General features: G+C 67.1%; 17 protein-coding genes and 1 pseudogene. 5 read left to right on the forward strand and 13 right to left on the reverse strand.

The window, feature by feature from the left end; translation table 11 throughout:
- Positions 1–12: 12 nt before the first annotated feature.
- Positions 13–729 carry a DUF2345 domain-containing protein gene (locus KT882_RS00120; protein ID WP_228896809.1) on the reverse strand — a complete coding sequence of 239 codons (717 nt, stop codon included), beginning with the start codon at positions 727–729 and terminating at the stop codon, positions 13–15.
- 63 nt (positions 730–792) lie between these two features.
- A pseudogene (locus KT882_RS00125) lies at positions 793–2,820 on the reverse strand (type VI secretion system Vgr family protein); the annotation flags it as partial.
- Positions 2,821–3,040: 220 nt separating this feature from the next.
- Between KT882_RS00125 and KT882_RS00130 the strand changes: the two are divergent.
- Positions 3,041–5,029 carry a TonB C-terminal domain-containing protein gene (locus KT882_RS00130; protein ID WP_228894074.1) on the forward strand — a complete coding sequence of 663 codons (1,989 nt, stop codon included), beginning with the start codon at positions 3,041–3,043 and terminating at the stop codon, positions 5,027–5,029.
- Between the two features lie 2 nt (positions 5,030–5,031).
- Here KT882_RS00130 and KT882_RS00135 read toward each other — a convergent pair whose 3' ends face one another.
- From KT882_RS00135 to tssF, 3 genes are all read right to left on the reverse strand, one after another.
- Positions 5,032–5,961, reverse strand: a complete 930-nt coding sequence (locus KT882_RS00135; RefSeq protein WP_228894075.1) for a hypothetical protein — start codon at positions 5,959–5,961, stop codon at positions 5,032–5,034.
- 95 nt (positions 5,962–6,056) lie between these two features.
- The gene (gene tssG / locus KT882_RS00140; protein WP_228894076.1) at positions 6,057–7,073 is read right to left on the reverse strand and encodes a type VI secretion system baseplate subunit TssG; all 1,017 of its coding nucleotides are present in this window, start codon (positions 7,071–7,073) and stop codon (positions 6,057–6,059) included.
- Entirely contained in the window at positions 7,037–8,878 is a 1,842-nt protein-coding gene (tssF, locus tag KT882_RS00145; RefSeq protein ID WP_228894077.1) for a type VI secretion system baseplate subunit TssF, read from the reverse strand. The genes tssG and tssF overlap by 37 nt, the downstream gene beginning before the upstream one ends.
- 176 nt (positions 8,879–9,054) lie before the next feature.
- Here tssF and KT882_RS00150 point away from each other — a divergent pair, with 176 nt between their 5' ends.
- The 4 genes from KT882_RS00150 to KT882_RS00165 are packed head-to-tail and all read left to right on the forward strand — an operon-like array spanning position 9,055 to position 15,695.
- Positions 9,055–10,509, forward strand: coding sequence for a DUF3375 domain-containing protein (locus tag KT882_RS00150; protein WP_161074364.1), 1,455 nt, complete (start codon positions 9,055–9,057; stop codon positions 10,507–10,509).
- A gap of 2 nt (positions 10,510–10,511) precedes the next feature.
- The gene (locus tag KT882_RS00155) at positions 10,512–11,150 is read left to right on the forward strand and encodes a DUF4194 domain-containing protein (protein WP_161074363.1); all 639 of its coding nucleotides are present in this window, start codon (positions 10,512–10,514) and stop codon (positions 11,148–11,150) included.
- Positions 11,143–14,538, forward strand: coding sequence for an ATP-binding protein (locus KT882_RS00160; RefSeq protein WP_228894078.1), 3,396 nt, complete (start codon positions 11,143–11,145; stop codon positions 14,536–14,538). Before KT882_RS00155 ends, KT882_RS00160 begins: the two co-directional genes overlap by 8 nt.
- Positions 14,535–15,695: a DUF3322 domain-containing protein gene (locus tag KT882_RS00165; RefSeq protein WP_161074361.1), complete on the forward strand. Its 1,161-nt coding sequence runs from the start codon at positions 14,535–14,537 to the stop codon at positions 15,693–15,695. The genes KT882_RS00160 and KT882_RS00165 overlap by 4 nt, the downstream gene beginning before the upstream one ends.
- Before the next feature lie 98 nt (positions 15,696–15,793).
- On the opposite strand, the gene KT882_RS00170 is transcribed toward KT882_RS00165, so the two are convergent.
- Genes KT882_RS00170 through KT882_RS00205 form a run of 8 tightly spaced genes read right to left on the reverse strand, consistent with a single transcriptional unit; the run spans position 15,794 to position 22,149 of the window.
- Entirely contained in the window at positions 15,794–17,062 is a 1,269-nt protein-coding gene (locus tag KT882_RS00170) for an NAD(P)/FAD-dependent oxidoreductase (protein ID WP_161074360.1), read from the reverse strand.
- Positions 17,059–17,409 (reverse strand): c-type cytochrome, encoded by a 351-nt coding sequence (locus KT882_RS00175; protein ID WP_161074359.1) that lies wholly within the window; start codon positions 17,407–17,409, stop codon positions 17,059–17,061. The genes KT882_RS00170 and KT882_RS00175 overlap by 4 nt, the downstream gene beginning before the upstream one ends.
- A gap of 12 nt (positions 17,410–17,421) precedes the next feature.
- The gene (gene soxA / locus KT882_RS00180; RefSeq protein ID WP_161074358.1) at positions 17,422–18,213 is read right to left on the reverse strand and encodes a sulfur oxidation c-type cytochrome SoxA; all 792 of its coding nucleotides are present in this window, start codon (positions 18,211–18,213) and stop codon (positions 17,422–17,424) included.
- Positions 18,210–18,536 (reverse strand): thiosulfate oxidation carrier complex protein SoxZ, encoded by a 327-nt coding sequence (soxZ, locus tag KT882_RS00185; protein WP_161074357.1) that lies wholly within the window; start codon positions 18,534–18,536, stop codon positions 18,210–18,212. The genes soxA and soxZ overlap by 4 nt, the downstream gene beginning before the upstream one ends.
- Complete coding sequence (locus tag KT882_RS00190) at positions 18,536–18,988, reverse strand: SoxY-related AACIE arm protein (protein WP_228894079.1); 453 nt, start codon at positions 18,986–18,988, stop codon at positions 18,536–18,538. Before KT882_RS00190 ends, soxZ begins: the two co-directional genes overlap by 1 nt.
- On the reverse strand, positions 18,985–19,434 hold the full coding sequence (soxX, locus tag KT882_RS00195; protein WP_161074355.1) for a sulfur oxidation c-type cytochrome SoxX: 450 nt from the start codon (positions 19,432–19,434) through the stop codon (positions 18,985–18,987). The genes KT882_RS00190 and soxX overlap by 4 nt, the downstream gene beginning before the upstream one ends.
- A 19-nt stretch (positions 19,435–19,453) precedes the next feature.
- Positions 19,454–21,640 (reverse strand): xanthine dehydrogenase family protein molybdopterin-binding subunit, encoded by a 2,187-nt coding sequence (locus KT882_RS00200; RefSeq protein WP_228894080.1) that lies wholly within the window; start codon positions 21,638–21,640, stop codon positions 19,454–19,456.
- A complete protein-coding gene (locus KT882_RS00205) occupies positions 21,637–22,149 on the reverse strand; it encodes a (2Fe-2S)-binding protein (protein WP_161074354.1) in 513 nt (170 codons plus the stop codon). Before KT882_RS00205 ends, KT882_RS00200 begins: the two co-directional genes overlap by 4 nt.
- Positions 22,150–22,286: the final 137 nt, after the last annotated feature.

The raw sequence follows: 22,286 nt of genomic DNA on the forward strand, positions 1-22,286 counted from the left end.
TTTTGGCAAAGGCTAGCTGGACTTGTTACGCATTACCTTGGCGGAGGCAAGATGCATCGCGTCGCTTTGCAGCATCGCCGTCTTTCCACTGCCATCGGTTTTTTCCGAGCGTTCAGTCCCATCGCTGGCATTAATCTCGACATCCACGTCAGGTGCGGGGATGCTGTCGTCAAACTGGCTGTAGTAGCGTGCTTCGAATTTGAGGTCTGTATTTCCTTCGTCGAAGGTTGGGAGAGAGGCGCTCATCGTGGTTGCCCCTTTGAATGGAAACTTGGCGCCATGGTGTGTAATCGTGCCTCTGGTGCCGAGCGTGATTCCGTCGCCGATCTTGATGAAGGAACCGTCTTCCGCAATCAAGACAATTTCCGTCGCCATGCCGATGATCTTGCCCTCGCTAGCGGTGAGCTTTATACCCTTGGCCGCGTTAAACTCGGTCTCGTCATGCTGGCTTTGGAGCAGCAGCTTTCCTTTGTGCGCGATCAGGTTGATGCCGTCGCTCTGGGCGAATAGCGAGATGCCCTTGCCAGCGTTGAGGTTGAGGCATTGGCCTGCAGTCATTTGTAAATTCTGCTGTGCTACGGTATTGAGACCAGTACCCGCGTAGCTCACAATTGCTTTCGGAGTCGCAAAGCTGATGCCTTTTGGAGCCGTCAATGCGATGGCTGGCGAACCACCACCAACGGCGCGTGGTTCTGTGTTACTTCCTGCCTCCCACGACTTAAAGTCCATAAGCAATTCTTCATGGGATTTCGTTTCAATCGGCTTTGCCTGGTGCTCACCAGCATATTCACCGAGATACTTAACCAGTTCGGCGCAATCGGCCAAGAGGTCAAGGAACTGCTGGCGATCCATCTGCTTGCCGTTAGTCCCAGTGTGCTTCCATGTTGAGAGTAATAGGCCTTTTGCAGCTCGCAGCGCGATCTGCTCGCCACTGTTCAATTAAACGCCTTCGCCGCGCGCCTCACTCTCGCCGCAACTTCTCGGATGCGTAAGAAAGCCAAGATTCAACTGGCTATTGCCGTGATCACTCGCCAGCTGCGCGCTGATCTGGCCAGTCGTGTCGTCCAGCCGTAGTTGATTGGCGCGGCCGCCTTTGATTTCGCGGCTTTTGATGCCGGACAGGTGCTTGTTGCCGGGCAGCCCGTCCATCGTGCTCAGCGCGGGCGGCAAACCTTCCTGGTTGTAGAGCTGCCCCACGATCACCGGCTTGTCCGGATCGCCGCCGAGGAAGGCCACCAGCACCTCGCTGCCGATGCGCGGCAGGCCCAGGGTGCCGCACTGGCTCTGGTGGCCGGGGCCGTTGCCGGCCCAGTTGGAGGCGACGCGTATCCAGGCAGAGTCGTATTCGTCGTTGGTGGTGCCGGCCAGGTCGCGGTCAGTGTGGTCCTGCGCACGCGTGCCGGGGAAGCGGATCTTTACGCGGCCCATTTCGTCGCAATGCACTTCCTCGCCTTCCGGGCCGACCACGATGGCGCTTTGCATCTGCGGCTGCGGGAGGTCGGTGCGCGGGTCATAGGCGGGCACGATGGGGACGCCGCGCCGCACGGCGGTGAACTGGATGTGCATGCGCGAGCTGCCTTCGGCCACGTGCCCGGCCAGCTCCTGGCGCAGCTGCGCGTCGTGCGCGCCGTCCGCGTCCTTGCGCATCCAGCGGTTGCGGGCGAACAGGCGTTCCACGCGTGCGGCCAGCGCCTTGGGCAGGTTGTTCTGCGCGGTCACCTGCAGCGCCGTGACGGTGAAGTCGCGCTCCTCTGCGGCGTGGCTGCTGATCTCCGGGTGGCCTTCGAGCGTGAAGTATTCGCCCACGCACAGGTCGCGCACGCTGCCTTCGGCGTGGAAGCACTTGGTTTCGTAGTCGTGGCGCTGCATGCGCAGCTGGCCGAGTTTGAACAGATCTTCATGGTCGTCGCCGGCGTGCGGGGGCAGTACCTGGTAGTCGTCCATGCTGGCGGCCATCCAGCGGCCGCTGCTGCCCTGGTCGGCCTCCCCCAGCGCGGCCACGCTCATGAAGTGCACGCCGAGCGGATTGCGGTAGTCCCAGCTGTGGGTGGCGGTGCTGCCCGGCTGTAGCGTGCGCACCGCGCTCCACGAGGTGATGCTGTCGCGTTCTTCGGTGGCGCTGTCGCGGTGGTAGCGCACGGTGCCAGCGGCGTTTTCGCGCACGCTGTCGGGGCGATTCAGCAGCACCATGGTGTGGAACAGGGTGCGCTCGCCGTGGTCGGCGCGGAAGTACCAGGAGATGCCGCGCCGCTTGAGCAGGCGGCGGATGAAGGCACCGTCGGACTCGTTGTGCTGCATGGTGAATTCGCGCTTGGGGTAGCTGATGGTGTCGAAGAAGTCGGCCAGCTCGTGCTTGAAGCAAATGCCAACGATGCGGTTCCCCAGCCGCCATTCGTCCAGGATCAGCTGGACGATTTCCACTTCGTCCTTGTTGCGGAACACGCGGGTGTTGGTGCGCTTGTCCATGATGGAGAGCGCGTCGCGCAGCACCAGCTGGTAGCTGGCCAGGCCGCCGTCGCTGTCGCCGGCGGCAATCTCGGTGATGATGCCGCAGATGCTGCGCAGGCCTCCCCGGTCGGTGACGAAGTCCAGCGCGGCGGGCAGGCCGATGAATTCCTTGAGCGGGAGCTGGGCGCGCGCGGAGACGCACAGGATGCGGTATTCGAGTCCGCCGCAGATGCTTTCGGCGCCGTACACGCGCTGCGGCAGCAGCATGTCGTCGGAGAGCTGGGTGGAGCAGTCCAGGCGCAGGCGCAGGGGGCGGTTGGTGGTGATGAGGTCCTTGGGCTGGACCAGGAAGTCGAGCAGATCGCTTTCCACTGGGGCTCCTCGGGGGCTAGGGGTTCGGCGATGATGGCACTGCTTTGGCAACGCTACTTTGAGCGGGCGCAACGTAAGGCTAAGCAAGCGTGTGCGCTTGTGATAGGCTGTGTTGAATTTATCAACATTCCTTTCCGGGCGATGCAATGGCTTTGATTGCGCAGGTTAAAAGTAGAGTGGTTTTGTGCGGCCGGGAATCGCTGCGCGAAGGATTTCCGGCTTGAGAACGGCTGGCGTCATTCAGCGTGACCGCTGGCGCTTGAGCAATGCGCTGCTGCTCTCCTTGCTCGTGCATGCCGCGCTGTTGAGCATCACTTTTGGCGGGCAGACGTTTGGGCTTCCGGGACTTAACTTTCCCTGGAAGGATAGGCGTGTGGATGCCAGTGATTTGCGCATTCTGCTGATGCCGGCGCCGCCGGCGGATCCTTTGCCTGTGCCTCTATCTGGGCCGGAAGACGCCGGGTTGGCGGGCAAGGGGGATGCGGGACCGGCAGCGGCAGCGGCAATATTGCCATCAACCTCCGAGCCGGTGCCTGTCACGGAGACTGCTTCTTCGCAGCCGCAGGCGCCGGGAATGACGGCTTGGACCAGACCCGACGTCAACTTGCCTATCGCGCCGAATGCGCCGGCCGCCAGAGCGCCGGCTACCTCCCTGGAGCGCAACCTGCCGGTTCAGGGGAGCGACGTTCCGGCGCCGGATGTGGGGGGCGAGGCGGCGCAGAAGCAGGTCGAGCAGGAGGCGCGGGATCGGGCGCTTGAGCAGGCAGCCAGGAACGAAGCGGCGCGGCTGGCGGCCGAGCGGTTGGAGCTTGCCAGGCAGGAGACGCTGCGTCGGGAGGCGCTGCAGCAGGAGCTGGCAAGACAGGACGAGAAGGCGAGGCAGGAGGCTGCACGGCTGGAGCGGGAACGCGCCGAAGCAGCACGCTTGGCGGCTGAGCGCCAGGCGCTTGTCCGCCAGGAGGAATTGCGCCGGGAAGCACTGCGCCAGGAGCAGGCAAGACAGGATGAGAAGGCGCGGCAGACCCAGAGCCAGATGGAAGCGGCGCGACAAGACGCAATCAAGCAAGAGGCTGCACGGCAGGAAGCCTTGAAGCAGGAGATGGGGCGCCAGGAGGCGGCAAAGCAGGAGTCTGCGCCGCAGGAGGCGCTCAGGCAGGAAGCCGCACGGCAGGAGGCGCTCAAGCAAGAGATGGCTAGGCAGAGCGCACTAAAACAAGAGGCGGCACGGCAGGAGGCAGCGCGGCAAGAGGCGATAAGACAGGAGATCGCGCGGCAAGAAGTACTCCAGCAGGAAGCTGCGCGACAGGAAGCACTCAGGCAAGAAGCCGCACGGCAGGACGCACTCAAGCAAGAGGCGGCTAGGCAGAACGCCGCGAAACAGGAGGCGGTGCGGCAAGAGGCGGCAAGGCAGGAGTCTCTCAGGCAGGAAGCGGCGCGACAGGAGGCCTTCCGGCAGGAAGCCGCACGGCAGGACGCAATCAGGCAAGAAGCGGCGCGGCAGGATGCCATGAAGCGGGAGGCGGTGCGGCAGGAAGCGGCAAGACAGGAAGCGGCCCGACAGGAGGCAACGCGGCAAGAGGCGACAAAGCTGGAGGCGGCGAGACAAGAAGCGGCACGGCAAGAAGCGACGAGACAGGAAGCGGCGCGGCAGGAAGCGACGAAGCTGGAAGCGGGGCGTCAGGAGGCGGCAAGGCAGGAAGCGGCGCGCCAGGTGGCGGCGAAACAGGAGCAGACGCTGCGTGACAAGGCGGAGCGGGAGGAGCGGCTGCGCGCGATCGGTAAGCAGCTCGACGCGGAGGCGGCGCAGCGCGACGCGCAGAACCGCCCTTCCCGCTCGCTGCTGCCTACGGCAAGCGGTCTGCGTCGCGGATGGCTCTACGGCCGCGCCGATCCGAATCCCGACCTGGTGCTGTACGCGGAAGCCATGAGCAAGAAGATCGAATTGAACATGACCTTCGACATGGTCCGTGAAGTGGTGAAGCAGCCTCACACCCAGCCAACGGTCACGGTGGCCATCCGCGCGGACGGCTCGGTGGAGAAGGTGACGTTCGTGGTCTCCAGCGGCGTGCCTGCCATCGACGAGGCGATACGGCGCGTGGTGGCCAGCCAGGCTCCCTACGGTGCGTTCCCGCCAACCGTGGCGCGCCAGTATGATGTGATCGAGATCCGCCGCACCTGGGTGTTCGATACGGCCATTCGCCTGCAGTAAGCCTAGTGATGGGTAGGCGCGGCGCTCTCCGTGTTGCGCTGCTTTTCCTTGAGCCAGGCTTTCAGCTTGACGATGTCGCGGAAGTCGGCCACGTCGCAGGCGATGTTTTCCAGCTGGTGCTCGAGCAGGTGTTTTTGCATGCGTACGCATTGGCGAGCGATGTATTCGGTCAGCTGCGTGGTGGCGGGCAGGTTGAGCTTCACCATCAGCGAGAACTGGATGCCGACCGTGTCGAATTCCAGGTCGATCAGGTAGTCTTCAAGTGCCTCGATGTTTTGCTCGATCTGCTTGCGGCCGAGGTGCGCCGAACCTGGCCGCCTGCCCTGCTCCATTTCTATTTCGAGCACCCGTAGCGCAACAGGGTCGCCGTTGATGTAGCCGGCATCGGCCTGTTCGAGCAGCGCCGGCTGCTGCTCCGGCGGCATGGTGAGGATGGCGCGCACAAGCTTGGCGTGAAGTTCTTCCGCCTGCTCCTGGTCTTCTTCCTCGTTCCAGGACAAGGACATCGGGTAGGTGTCTGCCAGCAGCATATCGCCTATTTCGCGCAGCACCGGTCCGAAATGCATGCGGTTCACCCCGTATTCGCTGCTGCTGTAGCGGTCAAAGAACTGCTGGATTTCGTTGTCGCCGCTGGTGTTCAGCATGCGGTTGGCCAGGGTGCAGATGGATTCGGCGATAGCAACCCGTTCGGAATCGTTCAAGGTGCTGTGGCCGTAGGCTTGGTCGAACACCTTGATCAACTGGCGCGCGTAGACATTGAACTGTTCCTCCAGTGGCTCCAGGGTGCGCCGCCCCAGCTCGCGCAGCCGCACAGCGCTGGCTTCCCAGCGCGCGTGCATACGGCGGGCTTCCGCCAGTTTGGCAAGCAGGATTTCGAACTCCTGGCGGGCGCGGTCAAGCTTGTCGCCGGGTTTGGTGCTGGGGCTGGGCATGGTCTATGGCCTCGTAGCGGCTGGGCGTACAGGGTGGAATTGCATTCTAGGTCCAGGGAGGATGGAACGAATTGATATGCCGCAAAGCCGCAGCGTCATGGCGTGAGCAAATAACTGGCGTCTTCGCGGTCGTGCGCGGATGGAGCGCCGAGCAGGAAGGCGTTGACGCCGAGGCGGGCGCCGCCTTCCTGCTCGCTGGGGTGCAGGGAGAAGCCACGGGCATCTGCGGCGCGCAGCAGCAGGCGGATTTCGAAGGCGATGCCGACTGTGCAGAACATGGCGAGCATGCCTTGCAGGGCAGCGGCGCCGGATCCATGGAGGAGAAAGCGCTCAAAGTCCGCCTTCGACAAAGGGCCGATGCGGATGCGGGCGCGCGTGTCGCAGCGGTGGATGCGTTCGCCGAGCAGCACGCCTTTGCGCAGGCAGCAGTGGCTACGGCCGAGCTGCGCCTGCTGCGGCGCGGGCAGGGCTTCCCACACACCCACCAGCGGCTCAACCTTGGCAGGCACGCCGAAGTATTCGGTGAGCATGCCTGTCATTACGTCGTGCGAGACGGTGCGGCTGCGGATCTGCATGGCGTAGCGGGCGAAGCTTTCGCGTCCGATGACGCAGTCCGGCGGAGGTTGCGCGCCGGAGAGCTGCAGAAGCTTGGCCAGGTAGCCATCACCGCCGCCGGCATCCTGCATGCATTCGGGGCGGTGCATGGCCCAGGCTGTGCAGAACATGGCGAGCGCGCGGTGGGACAGCATGTCGAGGAAGGCGCGCGGGCCGTCGTCGTCTTCGCGCTGTTCGTGCGCGGCGATGCGCTCGGTGTAGTGGTGCGGCAGCGTGCCGCTGCTGCCGAGCAGGCCCATAAAGGCTGGGGTGACGTCAAGGTGACCATCGGCTTCATCTATGCGGGTGATTTCGCAGGGCGGGAAGGCCAGCGACAGGCGGTTGCGGTAGCGCAGCGACGGCATGCCGGGCTGCGACTCGCTGGACGGTGATGCGGCGTCCAGCCATTGCTCGAGCAGGCGCACGGCCTGGAAGAAGTCGAAACGCTGCGGTGCGGCCAGCAGCGCGCCGATCAAACCAGTCAGGCCAGCGGCAGGCTGCCGTTGCGGGGTGCGCATTGCAGCAGCTCCTTTCCGGTGGCGTGAGAAACGATGGTGAGCTGGGTGTAGCTGTTCAGATGGGCATACATGCCAAGCAGGTTGTCCAGCATCTGCGCAAAGATGTGGATGCCGGTGCCGGCGTAGGCCTGCTCGTCGAGCGTGATGCGGATGTCCACGCCGTGCAGGCAGGCCAGGCCCGCGCCGCGCTGCAGCCAGGCGGTGCCCAGCCTGTGCGCCAGGCCGGTGATGCCGTCGATCTGGCGCTGGGAGACGGCGCTGTCGCGCATGGCGTACAGGCGCAGCATGGCGGTGAATGCGGGCAGGCCTTGCTGCGTCAGGGCGCGGTGGTTGAGCGACAGGTGCGACACCAGCCCCCACTGAGCGCCTCGCGCGGACGTGAGGCGCTGGGAGCGCGTGGGCTTGCGCAGCAGCCGTATCGGCACGTTGCCTGCCGTGGATTCGGAGGCCAGGTCGCCGCCGGGCAGGCCGCCTTGCAATTCGTGCGGCAGGTCACGGTTGGTGCAGGTGATACCGATGGAGGCGGTGCCGGATTCGGCTTTGAGCGGGTCGAAGTCGCGGTCTATCAGGGCGAGCGAATATTCGTGGGCCTGGCGGCCGTTGGCCAGTTCTTCGTCGCGCCGCACTATCCAGTAGTGCCCTTTTCCGTTGGACGATTCGCCGTGCCGCAGGGAGTAGTAAGGCACGAACTCGGTACTGATGCCGTCCCTCGATCCGGCGCGCTGGAGCAGGTGCACGGAGTCCACGCTGTAGACCTCGCAGGCCTGGGCCGGCAGTGCATCCGGCAGCAGGGGGTAGCTGCTGCGGGTGTGCGTGATCCGGATAGGCGAGGCGATGTGGCGGAACAGGTTGACGATAGGCGTGCAGGAGAGCAGCAGGTTGTCCGGCGTGAGCGTGCGCAGCACGCGGGCGGCGCTGGAGTCGCCGCGCAGGCCGTTGAGCGCCAGGTGCAGCGTGACGTTGGCGCAGCCGGGGGCGGCGTGGCGCAGCAGGTCGGCCAGGTCGATGTCGATGAAGTCGAATTTTTCGGGGTAGGCGAAGTATTCGCTGAGCAGGCGGTAGGCGGGCTGCTCGGCAGGGCCGAAGGGCAGCAGCGCGTCGGCGTCATCGAAGCCGGCGGGGCGCACGGGTATCCGCTCCAGCATGCGCCATTGTCCTTCCGTTTCTATGCAGGCGCAGGAGGTGCGCATGAACAGCGTATCGCGCAGGGTGGCGCGCAGCGACGCTTCGCCGTCGAGATACACGCGCAGCACCGGCAGGCGCATTTCGGCCAGGCTGCGGTTGGGCACGGTGCAGGCGATGGTGATGCGGATGGCGGCGGTGATGTCGGGCGGCAGCGGCAGCGACGACGGTGCGTGGATAAAGGTGTCGAAGCGCGCGGTGCTGATCTGCACCGGGGCCACGGCCACGTCGTAGGCGGTGCGGAATTTGCAGCCCGGAGCGGTGCTGCCCAGGGATTTGAGCGCGGTGCCGCGCGGGATGACGGCGCTGCTTGCGGCGCCGCGCGCCACGGTGCTGTTGTCGAAGCGGACGATGGAGCAGGACGGGATGGGGCGCAGATAGTGCGGGTAGAGCACGCCGAGCAGCGCTTCGGTGAAGCCGGCGTAGTCGTCGTCGAGGCGCTTGGCGGTGCGGGCGTTGAGCAGGGCCACGGACTGGATCAGGCGCTCGACGTGCGGGTCGGCGCAGGTTTCGCCGTTCATCAGCAGGCTGCCGGCGAGCTTGGGGTAGCGCTCGGCGAAGTCGTGGCTGGCGCGGCGCAGCATGCCCAGTTCGCGTTCAAAATACGGCAGCAGTTTTTCCATCGTCGGATCCCTTGCGTGGAGGTTCAGCGATGGTGTCATACTGCGGCGCCTGCAGTGTTGATGCAGCGCAATAGATTGGCCCAGTGCGGCATATTCATCCTCGCGGTATGCGCAAGCAAGTGTTCATGGCGGGGCACTTCCAGTATCATAATGGCTCCTCCGCCAGCCCGCACGCCATGACACTCGACTTTGCCACCCTAGACGCGCTGCGCGCGCGCCATCCGGCCTGGCGCCTGCTGCGCTCGGACCACGCGCCGCTGGTGGCAAGCTTCCTGCACCGCGTGTTCGTGGCGCCGAACGTGCGCGTGATGGCGGCGGCCGACCTGGCCGAGGCGCTGGACGACGAGCTGTACGCGCTGCGCCAGCAGCTGGGAGCGGACGCCTTTCCCAAGGCGCCGCTGGAGTACCTGAACGATTGGGCCGCCACCGACAAGGGCTGGCTGCGCAAGTTCTACCGCCAGGGCTCGGACGAGGCGCAGTTCGACCTGACGCCCGCCACCGAGAAGGCGATCGCCTGGCTGGCCACCCTGTCGGCGCGCAGCTTCGTCGGCACCGAGTCGCGCCTGCTCACCCTGTTCGACCTGCTCAAGCAGATGAGCGAGGGCAGCGAGACCGACCCCGCGCTGCGGGTGGCGGAACTGCGCCGGCGGCGCGACGAGATCGACATCGAGATCGCGCAGGTGCTGGGCGGCGACGTGCCGCTGCTGGACGACACCGCGCTGAAGGAGCGCTTCCAGCAGTTCACCCAGATCGCGCGCGAGCTGCTGACCGACTTCCGCGAGGTGGAGCACAATTTCCGCCTACTCGACCGCAACGTGCGCGAGCGCATCGCGCTGTGGGACGGCGCCAAGGGCGCGCTGCTGGAGCAGATCATGGGCGAGCGCGACGCCATCGCCGACTCCGACCAGGGCCGCAGCTTCCGCGCCTTCTGGGACTTCCTGATGTCGAGCCGCCGCCAGGACGAACTGTCGGCGCTGCTGGAACGCGTGCTGGCGCTGCCGCCGGTGGCCGATCTGAAACCGGACCCGCGCACGCGGCGCGTGCACTACGACTGGCTGGAGGCCGGCGAGCATACCCAGCGCACCGTGGCGCAGCTGTCGCAGCAGCTGCGCCGCTTCCTGGACGACCGGGCCTGGCTGGAGAACCGCCGCATCATGGAGATCCTGCACGGCATCGAGGCCAAGGCGCTGGCGCTGCGCGAGGCGCCGCCGCCGGGCGCGGTGATGGAGATCGCCGAGCCGGCGGCCGAGATCGAGCTGCCGATGGAGCGGCCGCTGCACACCCCGTCCGTCAAGCCGGTCTTCACCAACATCGCGCTGGAAGCGGGCGCGGCGGACGTGGACGCGGCCGCCCTGTACGCGCAGATCGTGATCGACAAAGCGCAAATGGCGCGCAACGTGCGCCACGCGCTGCAGGAGCACAGCCAGGTGACGCTGAAGCAGCTGGCCGAGCGCTATCCGCTGCAGCACGGCCTGGCCGAACTGGTGACCTACCTGCAGCTGGCCGGCGAGTCGTTCAAGACGGTGGTCGACGAGGACACGCCGGAACAGATTGCATGGCAGGGCGTGGACGCCGACGGCGCGCCGGCGCTGCGGCGCGCACACCTGCCGCGCGTGATTTTTATAAGGTAGACATGGAACACGACATCAACGCGGCCCCGGCCGCCGCGCCGCAGGACGAGCTGTCCGCGCTGGCCATCGCGCTGCTCAAGGGGGTGCTGTACCGCGAGGGCGACGAGCGCCTGTGGAGCGCCCTGCTCCAGTTGCAGGCGCGCGTACGCGACTACGTGGCGGTGCTGCAGCTCGAGCTGGTGCTGGACGAGGCCGAGGGCTACGCTTTCCTGCGCGCGCGCGGCGCGAGCGAGGGCGACGAGGCGGCGGCCAGGATGCCGCGGCTGGTGGCGCGCCGCCCGCTGTCCTTCCCGGTCAGCCTGCTGCTTGCGCTGCTGCGCAAGAAACTGGCCGAGTTCGACGCCAGCGGCGGCGGCACGCGCCTGGTGCTGTCGCGCGACGAGCTGGCGGAGCTGGTGCGGGTGTTCCTGCCGGCAGGCAGCAACGAGACCCGCATCGTCGACCAGATCGAGACCCACGCCAACAAGATCGACGAGATGGGCTTCCTGCGCAAGCTCAAGGCCAGCGGCGGCCCGCCCAGCTACGAAGTGCGGCGCATCCTGAAGGCCTTCGTGGACGCGCAGTGGCTGGCGGAGTTCGACGCGCGCCTGGACGCCTACCGTTTGCAGCTGCAGGGTGGCGCGGAGGGCGGCGATGCATAACGACACCGCCAGCATGGACCTGGAGTTCATGAGCGACGACACCCTGTCCGGCTTCCGCCTGGTGCGGCTGGAGGTGTTCAACTGGGGCACCTTCGACCAGCGCGTGTGGAGCATGCAGCTGGACGGGCGCAACGCGCTGCTGACCGGCGACATCGGCTCCGGCAAGTCCACCCTGGTGGACGCCGTGACCACGCTGCTGGTGCCGGCCAACCGCATCGCCTACAACAAGGCGGCCGGGGCGGACAGCAAGGAACGCTCGCTGCGCTCCTATGTGCTGGGCAGCTACAAGTCCGAGCGCAACGAGGCCACCGGCGCGTCCAAGCCGGTCAACCTGCGCGGCCACAACAGCTATTCGGTGATCCTGGGCGTGTTCCACAACGCCGGCTACAAGCAGACCGTCACGCTGGCGCAGGTGTTCTGGATGAAGGACGCGCAGGGCCAGCCGGCGCGCTTCTTCGTCGGCGCCGAGCGCGATCTGTCGATCGCCGCCGACTTCTCGCAGTTCGGCACCGACATCGCGCAGCTGCGCAAGAAGCTGCGCGGCCTGGGCGCCGAGATCGAGGACAGCTTTCCGAAATACGGGGCCTGGTTCCGGCGCCGCTTCGGCATCGACAACGAGCAGGCGCTGGAGCTGTTCCACCAGACCGTGTCGATGAAATCGGTCGGCAACCTGACGGACTTCGTGCGCAGCCACATGCTGGAGCCGTTCGACGTGGCGCCGCGCCTGTCCGCGCTGATCGGCCACTTCGACGACCTGAACCGCGCGCACGAGGCGGTGCTGAAGGCCAAGCGCCAGGTGGCGCTGCTCGAGCCCATGGTGGCCGACTGCGACCGTCATGGCGGCCTGGCGCAACAGGTGGACGCCATGCGCGCCTGCCGCGAGCTGCTGCGCCCCTATTTCGCGGGCCTGAAACTGGGCCTGCTGGACCACCGCCTGGCCAAGCTGCGCGAGGAGTGGGAGCGCGTGGAGGCGCAGCACAAGCGCTTGCAGGAGCGGCGCGACGCGCAGCACATCCAGGCCGACGAACTGAAACGCGCGGTGGCGGACAACGGCGGCGACCGGCTGGAGCGGCTGGCGGCGGAAATCCAGCAGAAGGACCAGGAGCGCGGCGCGCGCCACGACAAGGCGCAGCGCTATGCGCGCCTGGCCGCGCTGGCGGACGCGCAGCCGGCCGGCGACGAGACGGCCTTCCTGGCGCAGCGCCGCCAGTTCGCCGAGCTGGCCGAGCAAGCCCGCGCGCAGGCGGCCGATGCCGAAAACGCCGAGCGCGAACAGGACTTCGGCTTCCGCCAGGGCATGGAGGAGCGCAGCGCGCTGCTGGCGGACGTGGCCAGCCTGAAGTCGCGACGCAGCAATATCGACGACCAGCAGGTGCGCATCCGCGCCGCGCTGTGCCAGGCGCTGGAGCTGGACGAGGAGGACATGCCTTTCGCCGGCGAGCTGCTGCAGGTGCGCCAGGACGAGCGCGAATGGGAGGGCGCGGCCGAGCGCCTGCTGCGCGGTTTCGGCCTGTCGCTGCTGGTGCCGGACCGGCACTACCAGGCGGTGGCCGAGTGGGTGGACCGCAGCCAGCTGCGCGGGCGCCTGGTGTATTTCCACGTGCGCCAGGCGCGCGCCGGCGCGCTGCCCGAACTGCACCGCGACTCACTGGTGCGCAAACTGTCGGTCAAGCCCGATTCGCCCTACTTCGACTGGATGGAGCGCGAACTGGCGCACCGCTACGACGTGGCCTGCTGCGCCACGCAGGAGCAGTTCCGGCGCGAAGCGCGCGCCATCACCCGTGCCGGCCAGTTGAAGGATCCCACCGGCCGGCACGAGAAGGACGACCGGCGCCGCATCGACGACCGCAGCCTGTATGTGCTGGGCTGGTCCAACGCCGCCAAAATCGCCGCGCTGGAGGACAAGGTGCGCCAGCTGGAACTGCGCCTGGGCGCGGTGGGCGCCCGCATCAGCGCGCTGCAGGAAGCGCGGCGCGCCGCGCAGCGGCGCATCGATGCGCTGTCGCGGCTGGAGGAGTTCACCGACTTCCGCGAACTGGACTGGGCCGGGCTGGCGGCCGGCATCGAACGCCTGCGCGACGAGTACCTCCGGCTCGAAGCGGCCTCCGACACGCTGCGCCAGCTCAACGCGCAGCTGGTCCAGCTGCAGCGGGAGCTGGCCGACACCGAGGCGGCGCTGCAGGCGAAAGCCAGGGAAGGCGGGGCGGTCGAGAACAGGCATCAGGCGGCCGAGGAGCTGCGCAGCCAGGCGCAAGCCGCGCACGGCGCGGCCGACGCCGCGCAGCTGGCGGCGGCCGGCGCCGAGCTGGAGGCGATACGCCAGGCGGCGCTGGGCGAGCACCAGCTCACGGTGGAGTCGTGCGATAACCGCGAACAGGACGCGCGCGGCTGGCTGCAGGACCGTATCGACGCCGAGGACAAGGCGCTCAAGCGCCTGCGCGACCGCATCATCCAGGCCATGATGGGCTTCAAGGACGAGTTCAAGCTGGAGACCAGCGAGTTCGACGCCAGCGTGGAGGCGGACCACGAGTACCGCAAGCTGCTGGACCAGCTCGGGCGCGACGACCTGCCCCGTTTCGAGGCGCGCTTCAAGGAACTGCTGAACATCAACACCATCAACGAAATCGCCAACTTCAGCGCGCAGCTGGCGCGCGAGCGCGAAACCATCAAGGAGCGCATCGCCCACATCAACGGTTCGCTGACGCAGATCGACTACAACGCCGGCCGCTACATCGTGCTCGAATCGCAGCCCAGCCCGGACGCCGAGATCCGCGACTTCCAGAGCGAGCTGCGGGCCTGCACCGAGGGCGCGCTGACGGGCTCGGAGGACAGCCAGTATTCCGAGGCCAAGTTCGTGCAGGTGAAGGCCATCATCGACCGCTTCCGGGGACGCGACGGGCTGACGGAGCTGGACCGGCGCTGGACCGCCAAGGTGACCGACGTGCGCAGCTGGTTCCTGTTCGGCGCCAGCGAGCGCTGGCGGCACGACGGCGCCGAGTACGAGCACTATTCCGACTCCGGCGGCAAGTCCGGCGGCCAGAAGGAAAAACTGGCTTACACCATCCTGGCCGCCAGCCTGGCCTACCAGTTCGGGCTGGAATGGGGCGCGGTGCGTTCGCGCTCGTTCCGTTTCGTGGTGATCGACGAGGCCTTCGGACGCGGCTCGGACGAGTCGGCGCAGTACGGCCTGAAGCTGTTCGCCCAGCTCAATCTGCAGCTGCTGATCGTCACGCCGCTGCAAAAAATCCACATCATCGAGCCGCACGTGGCCTCGGTCGGTTTCGTGCACAACGAGCAGGGGCGCGACTCCAGGCTGCGCAACCTCAGCATCGAGGCATACCGCGCCGAGAAGGCGGAGCAGGAAGGCAAGGCGGGGCCGGCGCGATGAACTGGACCCGCCCGGCCGACCTGCGCGCGCAGGTGCAGAAGCTGTGGGACAAAGGCGAGTTGCTGGCGGCCGGCGAGGCGGCGTTTCCGCGCCGCCTGGCGCTGAAAGGGCCGAGCTCCGACGAACTGGCGCAGCGCTTCGACAGCGTGCGCGCCTGGATCGCGGAGCTGCAGGCCATGCCCCATTGCCGCATCGAGCTGCGCCAAGTGGCGCATCGTGTGCTGGGCGCCAACGCGGTGCCGCACACGGCATGGGTCGACAGCCTGGACTCGGCGCTGGCCTGGATCGGCAAGCGGCGCGAGGCCGAGCGCTACCGGGCGCTGTGCGCCGCCACGGCGGCGCGCCGGCCCGCGCTGCTGCCTTGGCTGGCGCGCAGGCCGCTGCGCGCGCTGGAGCTGGCTGGGGCCTGGCCGCAGCTGCTGGACGTGGTGGACTGGGCGTGCGCGCATCCGCGCTGCGGCCTGTATCTGCGCCAGATCGACATTCCCGGCGTGCACAGCAAATTCATCGAGGGGCACCGGGGCACGCTGGGCGAGCTGCTGGAGATGGTGCTGCCAGCGGAGGCCATCAAGACGGAGGCCACGGGCGCGGGCCAGTTCAACCTGCGCTACGGTTTCCGCGACAAGCCGGCGCGCATCCGCTTCCGCGTGCTGGACGATGCGCTCGCCATCCTGCCGGGGACGCGCCAGGCCGACGTCACGCTGGACGCAGCCAGTTTCGCCGCCCTGGCGCCACCGGCGCGGCAGGTGTTCATTACCGAAAACGAAATCAACTTCCTCGCATTCCCGCCGGCGCCAGGAAGCCTGGTGGTGTTCGGCGCGGGCTACGGCTGGGACGCGCTGGCGCAGGCGCGCTGGCTGGAACGCTGCGCGCTGCGCTACTGGGGCGACATCGACACGCACGGCTTTGCGATCCTGGATCAACTGCGCGGCCGCTTTCCCCATGCGGCATCACTGCTGATGGACCGCGCTACCCTGCTGGCGCACCAGGGGGCGTGGGGAACGGAGGCCGACCAGGTCAGGCACGACCTGCCCCGGCTCGACGCGGCCGAGCGCATGCTGTATGACGACCTGCGCGACAACCGCATCCAGCCGGGCTTGCGGCTGGAGCAGGAGCGGATCGCTTATGCGTGGCTGGAGCGGACATTGCGCGGATAATGAGGACGCAGGCGGAGCTTGGCGGGTTACGCTGCGCTAACCCGCCCTACGACCCATCATCGGTCATGATCGGCCATGGATCGCAGGGGGGAGGAGTGCTAGCCTAGGGTGTCGCTCCAGATGTTGCGCGCCCAGCTCAGGGCGTATTCGCCTTCGAGCGCGCTGGGGGCGCTGGAGAGGCCGCCGGAGCCGGGGACGACGAGCAGCGTTTTCTTGTCCGCGTCGTAGGCGTGGACGGAGGCGACGTGGATGACGTCCTTGTCGGAGACGAAGCTGTAGCAGGTGTTGCTGAGCATGGGCTTGGCTTCCGGCGCGCGGCCGTTCAGCAGGTCCACCACGGCGGCGGCGCATACCTTGGCGTGCTGGTTGGCCATGTGGGCGGACTTGGGCATCAGCGGCGCGGCCAGGATGGCGTCGCCGAGAATGTGGATGTTTTTTGCCTGCGTGGATTCGAAAGTGAGGAAGTCCACCGCGCACCAGCGCCCGCCGGCGTTGGCCAGCCCGCTCTGCACGGCGATGGCGCCGGCGCGCTGCGGCGGGATCACGTTGAGCACGTCGGCTTTCACATGGTCGTCCAGCTCGGAGATGGCGGCACGGCCTGCGACGTCGATGTCCACCGTCTTGAAGCCGCGCCGATATTCGATAATGCCGCTGTAGCGCTCCTGCCATACCTTCTTGAACAGCGGGCCTTTGGACACCACATCTTCATTCCCGTCCAGCACCAGCACCTTGGACCTGGGCTTGCGCTGGCTGAAGTAGTGGGCGATCTGGCAGGCGCGTTCGTACGGGCCGGGCGGGCAGCGGTAAGGCGCGGCGGGAATGGTCATGGCGTAGACGCCGCCGTCCGGCATGGCTTCAAGCTGCGCGCGCAGCGCGGCTGTTTGCGCACCGGCTTTCCAGGCGTGGAGGTGGCGCTCCTGCGCGCCGGGCTTTTGCATGCCGGGCAGCTGGTCCCACATGAATTCTATGCCGGGCGAGACGATCAGACGGTCGTAGCCCAGCACCTGGCCGCCGGCGAGAGTGACGGTGCGCTTGCCTGCATCAATGGCTTGCACGCTGTCGCGCAGGATGCGGACGCCGTGGCGCGCGAGCGCGTCGTAGCTGATGGTGATGTCGGCCAGCTGCTTCGAGCCGCCCAGCACCAGGTTGGAGAGCGGGCAGGAGATGAAGCTGGCGTTGGGCTCGATGAGCGTGACGTCGATGTCGCCGCCGCTCCACATGCGCACGTATTTGGCGGCGGTGGCGCCGCCGTAGCCGCCGCCCACCACCACGACTTGCGGTTTGGCGCTGCCGGTAATGCTGGCGCAGCCCGTGCTGGCGAGGACCATGCCGGCGCCGGAGGCTTGCAGGAATTGACGGCGTTTCATGGTCGGCCTCCCTGGACGGTGGTGTTGGGCCGCTGCGCGGCAAAGTAGGCGGCCAGCATGGCCAGCTGCTCTTCGCTGTAGCCTTTGGCGATCTGTGTCATGACGGTGGCCGGGCGGGCGCCGGATTTGAAGGCCTGCAGGGAAGTGAGCAGCGCTTCCCGGGACTGGCCGGCCAGCGGCGGCAAAGCGGTGCCGGTGGTGGCGCCGTTGGTGCCGTGGCAACCGGTGCAGGTGGCGGCCAGGCGCGCGCCGGAGGCGATGGGCTCGGCGGCGTGCGCGGAGGAGAATGCACAAGCGATGAAGACCGGGAACGCAGCGGCGGTGAGACAGTGTCGTATCAGTTGCATGACTGCTCCTTGTTATGGGCGCACGCCCGGGGTTTCGAGCGCCATGCCTCTGGCGCGCAGGGATAGGAATGCTTCGAGGTCAACCAGGTCTTGCGCACCGTAGGGCGGCACTTCGGCGCGCACACCGCTCATGCAGTTGCGCAGGCGGCGCTGCAGCGATCCCACGGCTTGCCACTCAAGACGGTAGATGGGGTAGGCGTTGGCATGCCCTTGCGGGATGGTGGCGCCGGCCAGCTTGCGGCCCCAGTTCTCGTCATGGCATTGGGCGCAGGAGAGGTTCAGCTGTCCGATGCGCTGGCGGTAGAGCTGCCCGCCCTTCGCGGCTGCGGCTATGGTGCCTGGGTCCTGGGGCGGGTTCATGGGCATGCCGCGCGATTGCAGGGCGACATAGCTTTCGAGGCTGAGCAGGTCTTCGCTTTCCGGCTTGAGCGGGGCGGCCTGCTGGGCGCCCTGGCGGCACATGTCGATGCGCTGGCCGAGCGACACAACGCGGCCGCTGGCCTTGTCGAAGGCGGGGAAACGGGCGGCGACGCCGCGCATGCTCTGTTTGGCGTCGCCGTGGCAGCTGGCGCAGGAGCGGTCGGACTTGCCGGCCTTGGCGTTCCACAGCGCTTCGCCGCCGCTGACCCAGAGCATGGCGGGGTTTTGCGTGTCGTCGCGCTGCATGGCCTGGGTGGAGGCGTTCATGAATTCGGCGCCGGATTTGCGCGTGTCCGGCGGAGTTACAGCCAGCGCGGCACAGGCCGTGGCGAAGCAGGCCGCCATTGCTGCTGCGTGCTGCCGGGCGGCGCGGCCGGCCTTCATGAGTTGCTCACCGTGATGGGCATGGTTTCCGTTTGCGCAAAGCCGTGGTCGCCCTGCCAGCTGAATTCGAGTGTGCCGCTTTCGGTGGCCACGGTGAAGAAGGCGATGTAGGGGTTGGCGGAAACGGCGGGATGCAGTTCGGCGCTGAACACGGTTACCCCGTTGTAGCGGCAGGTGAAGCTGGTGAGGATGTCGCGCGGAACCAGCTTGCCGCCGGCATCGGGGCGGTAGCCGCTTTCCATGGGGTGGGCGACCAGGGCGCGGATTTCAATCACTTCGCCTTTGCGCGCATTGGCGGGCATGTGGATCAGGGCGCGCGCCATTACGGGGCCTCCCCTTCGATGCATGCAGCCAGCGCCACGATGACGTCCACCGTCTGCTGCCAATAGCTGCCGTCGCTCAGGCGCGCCACGGCCGCCAGCTTTTGCGAGGTGGCGAGGCGGATGCGGGTGGACACTTCGCCCTTGCCGCTGCGCGGTCCCAGCGTGAAGCGGACAATGTCGGTTTCCGGGTTGCGTTCGTTGAAGATGGCGATGCCGGTGACATGCTCCACCGCCGTCATGGGGCTGTCCACCGTGATGGTGACGGGGACTGCGTTGCCGTTGTCTATCAGCTTGGCGATGTCGAAAACAACTTTGCCGGTCTTGGGCAACACGCCGCCGGTGTAGGCGGAGATGGCGGCGCGCATTTCCTCCGGCGTGGCGGACGCGGGACGCACCAGTGCCAGCAACGGCAAGGCGGCGCCGGCTTGCAGCAGCTGGCGGCGCGTGGTCATGGCGCCCGCTCCGCGCGCAGGGTTTGCAGGTAGGCGATCACGTCTTCAATCTGTTGGGCGGTGAGGATGGTTTTTCCCTGGTGGGCGGCACTCACGCGGGCCAGGCCTTCGGTCTTGTAGTAGGAGGGCATGATGGTGGATGGGTTCATGCTGCGCGCGTCCACCAGGCGCTGGCGCAGCTGGGCCGCCGTGGAGCGGTCGCCCGCACCGTCAAGCGGCGGCGCCAGATTGCCCTGGAAGCGTTCCTCCGGAATGGGGCCTGTGTGGCACAGCAGGCACAGGCCCACCTGGCGGTTGGCGACGATGGCGCGGCCGCGCGCAGCGTCGCCGGCGGCTGCGCCCTGCAGCGGCGAGGAATAGTCTGCGGCCCGCGCGTCCGCAAGGAATAGCACGGCCGCCGCAGCCAGCGCGGCGGGCAGTGCGGCATTGGGCAGCAATCCAGGCATAGCGCGGGCGCCGTGAAGATCAGGCCTTCTTCAGGCTGTGGTTCTTCAGCGGCAGGTCCCGCACGCGCTTGCCGGTGGCGGCGAAGATGGCGTTGAGCACCGCCGGCGCGGCCACCGCGATGGTCGGCTCGCCCACCCCGCCCCAGAAGCCGCCGGACGGCATGACGATGGTTTCCACCTTCGGCATCTCGTCCATCTTCAGCGGCACGTAGGTGTCGAAGTTGGTCTGCTCCACGCGGCCGTCCTTCAGCGTGCATTCGCCGTACAGCGCGGCGGACAAGCCATACACAAAGGAGCCTTCCACTTGCGCTTCGATCTGTTGCGGATTGACGGCGTGCCCGGAATCCGTGGCGGCGACGATGCGGTGTATCTTCAGCTTGCCGTTTTTATTGACCGATACCTCGGCACAAGCGGCCACATAGCTGCCGAAGCCCATGGTTTGCGCCAGTCCCCGGAACACGCCCTTGGGCGCGGGCTTGCCCCAGCCGGCCTTCTCGGCCACCGCGTTCAGCACCGCCAGGTGCTTGGGATGGTTCGCCATCAGCTTGCGGCGCAGGGCCAGCGGGTCCTGCTTGGTGGCGTGCGCCACTTCGTCCAGGAAGCACTCCAGGTAGACCGCGTTCTGGTTCAGGTTCACGCCGCGCCAGAAGCCCGCAGGCACGGGCGGATTGCGCATGGCGTGGTCGATCAGCAGATTCGGGAAGGTGTAGCCGATGGACGCCTCCGGCCCCGGCGCGTTCAGGCCCTGGAACACCGCCGGGTCTTTGCCGTCCTTGATGGCCATGCCCACCGATACCAGGATGGACTGGCCGGAGATGCGCATATGCAGCCCGGTGATATTGCCCTTCTCGTCCAGCCCCGCCGTCAGCTTGCACTGCGTGACGGGGTGGTAGCGGCCGTGCTGCATGTCCTCCTCGCGGGTCCACAGCAGCTTCACCGGCGTGCCGGGCAGCTCCTTGGCGATGGCCACCGCCTGGCGCACCCAGTCGTGCACCGCGCCACGGCGGCCGAAACCGCCGCCCAGGTGCAGCTTGTAGACGTCGCACTTGGCGGCGGGCAGGCCAGCCGCTTCGGACGCGGCGGCCAGCGCCGCTTCGCCGTTCTGCGTGGGCGTCCACACTTCGCAGCGCTCCGGCGTCCACTTGGCGGTGGCGTTCATCACCTCCATCGTGGCGTGGTTCTGGAAGGGATAGGAATACACCGCCTCCACCTTGCGCTTGGCCGAGGCGATGGCCGCGCGCGCGTCGCCATTGCTGTTGCCCACCACTGCGTCCGGCGCGTCCAGCCCTTCCTTCAGCATGGCGGCGATGTCGGCGCTGGAGAGCTTGGCGTTGGGGCCTTCGTCCCATACGATGGGCAGCGCGTCCAGTGCGGTGCGCGCGCGCCACCAGGTGTCCGCCACCACGGCCACGGCGCTGTCGCCCACCTGCACCACCTTCTTCACGCCGGGCCGCTTTTCGATGGCGGCCGCATCAAAGCTCTTCACCTTGCCGCCGAATACCGGGCAGTCCTTGATGGCGGCGTTCAGCATGCCGGGCAGCTTCAGGTCCATGCCGTAGATCTGCGCGCCGGTGGTCTTGTCCACCGTGTCCAGCCGCGCCAGGCGCTTGCCGGCCAGCTTCCAGTCCTTGGGGTCTTTCAGTTTCACCTCGGCGGGGATGGCCAGCTTGCCCGCCGCTTCAGCCACCTTGCCGTAGCTGGTCTTGCGGCCACTGGCGGCGTGCGTGATCACGCTGTTCGCAGCGACGCATTCGGCCACAGGCACGCCCCACTCAGCAGCCGCTGCCTGCACCAGCATCATGCGCGCGGCGGCGCCGCCCTTGCGCACGTACTCGTGCGACTCGCGCACGCCCCGGCTGCCGCCGGTGGAGAAGCTGCCCCACACGCGCTTGCGCGCCAGGTTCTGGCCCGGCGTGGGGTATTCGGTGCTGACCTTGCTCCAGTCGGCGTCCAGTTCTTCGGCCACCAGCTGGGCCAGGCCGGTCAGCGTGCCCTGCCCCATTTCCGAACGGGCGATGCGGATGACGATGGTGTCGTCCGGCTTGACCACCACCCAGGCGTTGACCTCGGGCGGGATGCCGGCTTCCTGCGCGGCGGCGTCGAAAGGAATGGCGAAGGGCACCATCAGCCCGCCCAGGGCCAGCGAAGCGCCTTTCAGGAAGCTGCGGCGCGAGACTGATGCACTACGCATTTCGGCGCGGCTCATGCTTTGCTCCCGGCGTGGTCGCCCACGTGCGTAATGGCCAGGCCGGCCGATTTGGGGTCCGCTCCCTTGGCCACCACCTTGATCGCCGCGCGCACGCGGTTGTAGGTGCCGCAGCGGCAGATATTGGTCATGGCCGCGTCGATGTCGGCGTCGGTGGCTTTCGGCTTTTGCTTGAGCAGCGCGGCGGCGGCCATGATCATGCCGGACTGGCAGAAGCCGCATTGCGGCACGTCCAGCGCGGCCCAGGCTTTCTGCACCGGATGCGAGCCGTCCTTGGACAGGCCTTCGATGGTGACGATTTTCTGTTTCGCGTTCAGCGCGGACACCGGCAGCACGCAGCTGCGCGTCGCTTCGCCGTCGATATGCACGGTGCAGGCGCCGCATTGCGCCACGCCGCAGCCGTATTTGGTGCCGGTCATGCCGAGCTGCTCGCGCAGCACCCACAGCAGCGGCGTATCGTCCTCCGCCTCGAAATCACGCGTGGTTCCATTGACATTGAGCTGCGCCATGCTATCTCCCTGAGGGTGTGTTGACCGGAATCAAAGAGGGACATCTTACACCCGGAATTTCCGCCCTGCAGAGCACCGTTTTGTATCGCAAAGTAGCGCGGCAAGCTCGGGGCTTTTTGACTTACATCAAGGTACTC

This window comes from Pseudoduganella aquatica, from assembly GCF_020865585.1.
GTDB lineage: Bacteria > Pseudomonadota > Gammaproteobacteria > Burkholderiales > Burkholderiaceae_D > Rugamonas > Rugamonas aquatica_A.

Coding starts and splice junctions, on each gene's coding strand:
- KT882_RS00120 (WP_228896809.1), bottom strand. CDS start 729: ATGGACTTTAAGTCGTGGGAGGCAGGAAGTAACACAGAACCACGCGCC.
- KT882_RS00135 (WP_228894075.1), bottom strand. CDS start 5,961: ATGCCCAGCCCCAGCACCAAACCCGGCGACAAGCTTGACCGCGCCCGC.
- tssG (WP_228894076.1), bottom strand. CDS start 7,073: ATGCGCACCCCGCAACGGCAGCCTGCCGCTGGCCTGACTGGTTTGATC.
- tssF (WP_228894077.1), bottom strand. CDS start 8,878: ATGGAAAAACTGCTGCCGTATTTTGAACGCGAACTGGGCATGCTGCGC.
- KT882_RS00150 (WP_161074364.1), top strand. CDS start 9,055: ATGACACTCGACTTTGCCACCCTAGACGCGCTGCGCGCGCGCCATCCG.
- KT882_RS00155 (WP_161074363.1), top strand. CDS start 10,512: ATGGAACACGACATCAACGCGGCCCCGGCCGCCGCGCCGCAGGACGAG.
- KT882_RS00160 (WP_228894078.1), top strand. CDS start 11,143: ATGCATAACGACACCGCCAGCATGGACCTGGAGTTCATGAGCGACGAC.
- KT882_RS00165 (WP_161074361.1), top strand. CDS start 14,535: ATGAACTGGACCCGCCCGGCCGACCTGCGCGCGCAGGTGCAGAAGCTG.
- KT882_RS00170 (WP_161074360.1), bottom strand. CDS start 17,062: ATGAAACGCCGTCAATTCCTGCAAGCCTCCGGCGCCGGCATGGTCCTC.
- KT882_RS00175 (WP_161074359.1), bottom strand. CDS start 17,409: ATGCAACTGATACGACACTGTCTCACCGCCGCTGCGTTCCCGGTCTTC.
- soxA (WP_161074358.1), bottom strand. CDS start 18,213: ATGAAGGCCGGCCGCGCCGCCCGGCAGCACGCAGCAGCAATGGCGGCC.
- soxZ (WP_161074357.1), bottom strand. CDS start 18,536: ATGGCGCGCGCCCTGATCCACATGCCCGCCAATGCGCGCAAAGGCGAA.
- KT882_RS00190 (WP_228894079.1), bottom strand. CDS start 18,988: ATGACCACGCGCCGCCAGCTGCTGCAAGCCGGCGCCGCCTTGCCGTTG.
- soxX (WP_161074355.1), bottom strand. CDS start 19,434: ATGCCTGGATTGCTGCCCAATGCCGCACTGCCCGCCGCGCTGGCTGCG.
- KT882_RS00200 (WP_228894080.1), bottom strand. CDS start 21,640: ATGAGCCGCGCCGAAATGCGTAGTGCATCAGTCTCGCGCCGCAGCTTC.
- KT882_RS00205 (WP_161074354.1), bottom strand. CDS start 22,149: ATGGCGCAGCTCAATGTCAATGGAACCACGCGTGATTTCGAGGCGGAG.